This is a genomic window from Vibrio sp. V03_P4A6T147, assembly GCF_002241085.1.
GTDB lineage: Bacteria > Pseudomonadota > Gammaproteobacteria > Enterobacterales > Vibrionaceae > Vibrio > Vibrio anguillarum.
Genome location: NZ_NDIO01000170.1, coordinates 1 through 4,746, shown reverse-complemented (window position 1 = coordinate 4,746; position 4,746 = coordinate 1). Strand labels below are relative to the sequence as shown.

General features: G+C 42.4%; 4 protein-coding genes. All 4 read right to left on the bottom strand.

Annotation, left to right across the window (positions count from 1 at the left end; all coding sequences use genetic code 11):
• Positions 1–233: 233 nt before the first annotated feature.
• Positions 234–806: a fimbrial protein gene (locus B9J84_RS06610; RefSeq protein ID WP_217898939.1), complete on the bottom strand. Its 573-nt coding sequence runs from the start codon at positions 804–806 to the stop codon at positions 234–236.
• A 7-nt stretch (positions 807–813) separates the two neighbouring features.
• Positions 814–1,557 (bottom strand): fimbria/pilus periplasmic chaperone, encoded by a 744-nt coding sequence (locus B9J84_RS06605; RefSeq protein WP_094123803.1) that lies wholly within the window; start codon positions 1,555–1,557, stop codon positions 814–816.
• A gap of 33 nt (positions 1,558–1,590) precedes the next feature.
• Positions 1,591–4,071 carry a fimbria/pilus outer membrane usher protein gene (locus tag B9J84_RS06600; protein WP_094123802.1) on the bottom strand — a complete coding sequence of 827 codons (2,481 nt, stop codon included), beginning with the start codon at positions 4,069–4,071 and terminating at the stop codon, positions 1,591–1,593.
• 83 nt (positions 4,072–4,154) lie between these two features.
• Complete coding sequence (locus tag B9J84_RS06595; protein ID WP_094123801.1) at positions 4,155–4,730, bottom strand: fimbrial protein; 576 nt, start codon at positions 4,728–4,730, stop codon at positions 4,155–4,157.
• Between the last annotated feature and the right edge of the window lie 16 nt (positions 4,731–4,746).

Here is a 4,746-nt window from a genome sequence, read left to right as displayed (position 1 = left end):
GCGGGTAATAACATTATTTTTCATTCCCATAAAATATTCTCCACCACATTTGATAGCCCTACTGTTTAAGCTTGGTATTTATCTACAATATCACCATTATCGTAGATAAATACCATTTCTAACTGAGATCGAATATGGCATTTTATCTAATTTAATGAATGCACCCTAAGGAAAAGGTTCCTGTAGAGTAACATGATGTATAGCGGCTTATAGCGATACGCGATGATTAAACATTAGTCATACTCAAGCGTAAAATTAGCGCTGGCCTGAAATGCCCCCGCAGTTATTCCCTCTTGCGCTGAAGGCAGTAACTGTACATAGGCAGAAAAATCAAGAACATTGTTTCCCTCACCTAAAGTTACTGCGCTACTTGGCTTATTAATTGGTAAAATTTTCCCGCCTTGCTCTAATCCAATCGCGATGCCTTTGGCTTGGCTATTATCAGTAAGGGCGAGTAAAGCACTATCTTCACTCGCCGCTTGACCAGAAAATGTCACTTTCACATTTTTGCCAAAGTCTAAATTGCACTCTTCAAGATGAATTTGAAACGGTTTACTAGCTGTACGATCATGGAGTAACAGCATTTTACTCACAATGCTTCCAAAATCGACGCTTATAATTTCATCTCCGGGACGTATAGAACAGGATCGTTCAAACACTTCAGCTGTAATGGTCAGCATAAAGTTTTGTGCATCCGCTTTTACTGGTAAATGCAATAATAAGGCAACAAGTACAGTCGGTAAAAAAGCCCAACTTCTACGTAACTTCATTAAATAAGCTACGTACCGTAAACTTTGTATCATCATTGCACCCTTACATGGCATCTTTTTGAGGCAACAATTTACAACTTGTATCACAATCATAGCTCAATGTACGACGGCCACCAAAGTCATCTATATAAGTAAAAGTCGGGCTTGAACCAAGCTTAACAGCCTCAACATTTACCATCAAACTGCTATGAGGAGCTATCATCATCGACTTAAAACCTTCAACACTTACACCTTTATCACTGCTTGCCGCTGCGACAATAGTCACGTAATAAGGGGTTGAGTTACTCAACTGATATTTCCCATCTAACAGCAGCAGGGTGACATTCTCCTGCCACGGTGTTTTATTGCTACCCGGTTCGACGACAAGGCTCGTAGGACGGTAGAAAAACTTAATGCGTGTTTGTAGAGCCAATTGCAAAGTATTCGGCTTTTCACTGCGCGGTGGAACTTCTCGTAAGTTAAAATAGAATAAGCTCTCCTTATCTTGAGGTAGTAGGGAGATACTAGGGAGTGTCTGGATTTTTACTAAACTCTCCATTCCCGGTTCTAAACGCTGAACAGGAGGGAGTAAGGTAAAGGGCTGGTTAACTTTATTGCCCTCTGCATCTTCCAACCAAGCTTGAGCCAAATAGGGCAATGTTTTATTGTTGTTGCGAATGGTAAGGCTCATCGATTTGGCCTCTCCTGGGTAAATAACCCGGGTTCTATCCAAAGAGACAGCCGCCTGTGACTGACCTGCAAGCAGAGCCACTAACAAAGTAAAGGTATAACGCAATTTATTAGTCATATCGTTTATCTCAATCTAATTATAAACTATCCATCACTGACAGGTTAGTTTTACCATTGTATCTACAGTAGGGAGGGGAGAAGGTAGCTGTATGCGGCAATATTGCTCTCTCCCCCAACGTGCTTCGATGATAGCGCCGTTATGCAAACCCGCTAAATAAGCCATGCCATCTTCACCAACCATACCTAAAGCCTGACCTTTTTCATTGAATACCTCAGTAGCAAAAGGTACCGATTTACCATCCGATTTAACCAGTTCAAGCATCAGCTTACTTCCCGAAAGCATATCGAAGTGACGGTAACCGATAGCACCTTCCGTTAAGGTTCCCATGGATATCGGTGTGCCAATTGGTTCAGCATTTTCACCTAACTTATCAACATCGATACTCACACGCTGACGATAGTAGCTAGACATATCGGCTACAACAGCTTTACCATATTTGTTTGTATAGACTGGTAGCCCACCAGCATGTACAGGTACGTCCTTTGCTCCATCAGTATCAACCATGATCCGACTGCCGCCAGTCATACCCACCCGGTGTACAGCTGCGCCCTGTCCTGTTGCGGTAATCCCACCATTAACTGATAGTCCTACAGCTGTTTGACCCGTTGTTTGATGACTAAGGTTGGCCATAACGGTGGCTTGTTCACCAGTATAAGTATAGAAACCACTCACTCTTTCACCAGTAGGGGATGCTGAGGCGCTGACCGAATAGCTGTTGCGTTCATCGATGCTATTATAGAAGCTCATGCTATTCGTAGTTTTCCCGCCTATGGTTGAAGCGCTGTAACTGACGTGTTTATTATTCCCAAAAGGTAGCGAGAGCGTTAAATAAAGCCCATTATCAATAAGATTGCTCTGCTCATTACGAGATACACTCAGAGCCGCACTAATATTTCGCCAATTCATTACATCGAAAGTCCGAGATAAAGAGAGACTAATCCGATCCGTATCAACATCATTCCAATAAGATTGATGGGTATAGTCGACATAAGCTCCCAACTTTGAATCTCTAAACTGCTTACTCAATACTACGCTGTACATCTCTTTTGAAGCGCCACGGTAAGGTTCACCAATTTGTTTAGCGACCATAAAATCATTCATGGTCATGAAATCCCGCTCAGAGAAGCGATATCCTGCAAATGCAACTTGGCTATCATACTGTTCAAACATTTTTGAGTAGTTGACTCGATAAGAGCCGCCACTTTTCGTCCCTTCGGGAAGTTGAGCACGCGACTCAGTGATATCGAACGAAATAGCACCAAACTGAAGCAGATCTCGCCCTACACCTACAGATAAGGCTGAATAATCATCAGCAAGTAAGCCGCCGCCCAGTAGTGACCAACCATTATTAACCCCCCACGAAAACTCAGCACTGACAAAGGCTGGGCCGTCTAACTCATGCTCTCTACTGCTAACTTTACCACTGTTGAATTTGTAACGTAATGATCCGGGGCGAGATAGGTACGGAATAGTGGCGGTGTTAACTTGAAAAGTCTGCACTGAACCATCTTGTTCTTCTACCCGCACGTCTAACATGCCACTTATAGAGCTGCTCAGATCTTGAATTCTAAAAGGCCCAGATGCGACTTGTGTTTCATAAATAATCCGGCCTTGTTGGCTTATCACTACTTTGGCGTTTGTTTTAGCTATCCCTACCACTTCTGGTGCATAACCACGCAGGTTAGGCGGCAGCATACTATCATCGGTGGTCAATGATGCACCGGTAAACTGAAAGCTATCAAAAATCGAATTACCAAGATCTTGCTCACCCAACATCAATTTTGCATGTATTTCTGGCAAAGCTCGATGGGCGTAAATACGCTGTACACCAAACTCGTTCTGGGAATATTCGTAGCTATCTCTATTTTCGTAATGTTGGTAGCGCCCTTGCCAATTCGCTCTTAATCTCCAAGCCCCAAGGTTAAGTCCAGCAATACCATAACTGCTTAAGTTTGTTTTCTTGCTATTGATAGAACGCATCTCTTGTAGGTTGATATTATAATCGAGTAAAGCCCCATTGACTCCATTATCCCAGCGTGAAGGGGGCTCCCAAGACTCACTAATATAATCTCGGTAAGCTTGAGGTACCGAGATTGTCAACGTGTCTTTATTTAACTCGCCCTTGAGCATCATTCCTTCAAGAACGGCAGGGTTATGACAGACCGAATCTTGTTGGCTCACAATCGTTGGGCTGGTCAGTAAGCGTTTCAGCTCAGCCGCTTTTAAACCCAAGTCGCTAGCTAGGTCGGCAGTTAAGCAAAGTTGTGATTCGTTCTCGCTTTTCTCATAAAAAAGCACTTTACGTTCACCAATCAACGTATTATTGACCACCATTTGCATGGTGTATTCACCTGGCATAATGTACCCAGATTTTTGAAAAGCTCCAGATTCGATACTTTCTTTATCTTTGAGATCTAACAAGTCCGTATTGAATTCGATAGTTTCCGCCTTGGAAATATTCACAAAACCAATAACAATAATGCTAGTAGTTAATGATAATAATTTTTTCATAAGCTCTACTTCAGTAATTCAATACACAACTAGCGCGCATCCCTGCGCGCAGACGTAAATATAGAAAGACTATTTTTTAATAGTTACTCGTAGCTCATTGCGAAGTTTGCTGTTGCAGTGAACTGACCTGGGGTTGCTTTTTCTCCAGCTTTAAGGGTGCTAACCAACTTAGCAGCAAAGTTCAGAACATTATCACCTTCCAATAACTCGATACCTTTAGTGTTTGTGCCAAGTTCAATCTCAGAACCATCTTGTAGGTTAATCAAGCTGATGGCCGCACCTTTAGCAGAACCTAGAATCGCTAGATTTTTCTTAGAAGCATCATCGGTAATTCCAGTAAATTTCAAACTTGCTTGTTTAGCAGTTTCTGTAGAGCAAGACTCTAGGTGAATATGAATAGGACGTATTGGAGTCTCACCTTGCTTTTCTAATAAAACATTAGAAATCATGCCCATCTGAATACTCTGATCAACACTCTCTGGAGCGATTGAACATGGCGCATCAATGATTGCCCCAACAAAGTTGATTACTCCGTGCCCTTGGTCAGCTGTAATAGTTGAGGCTGGTGGTGGAGTTACACCTCCACCCTCTCCCTCTTCTGCAAATACAGAAGCAGACAACAACACCATCATAGCTGAAGCGATAATTGTTTTTTTCATTTCTTAATCCTAGTTT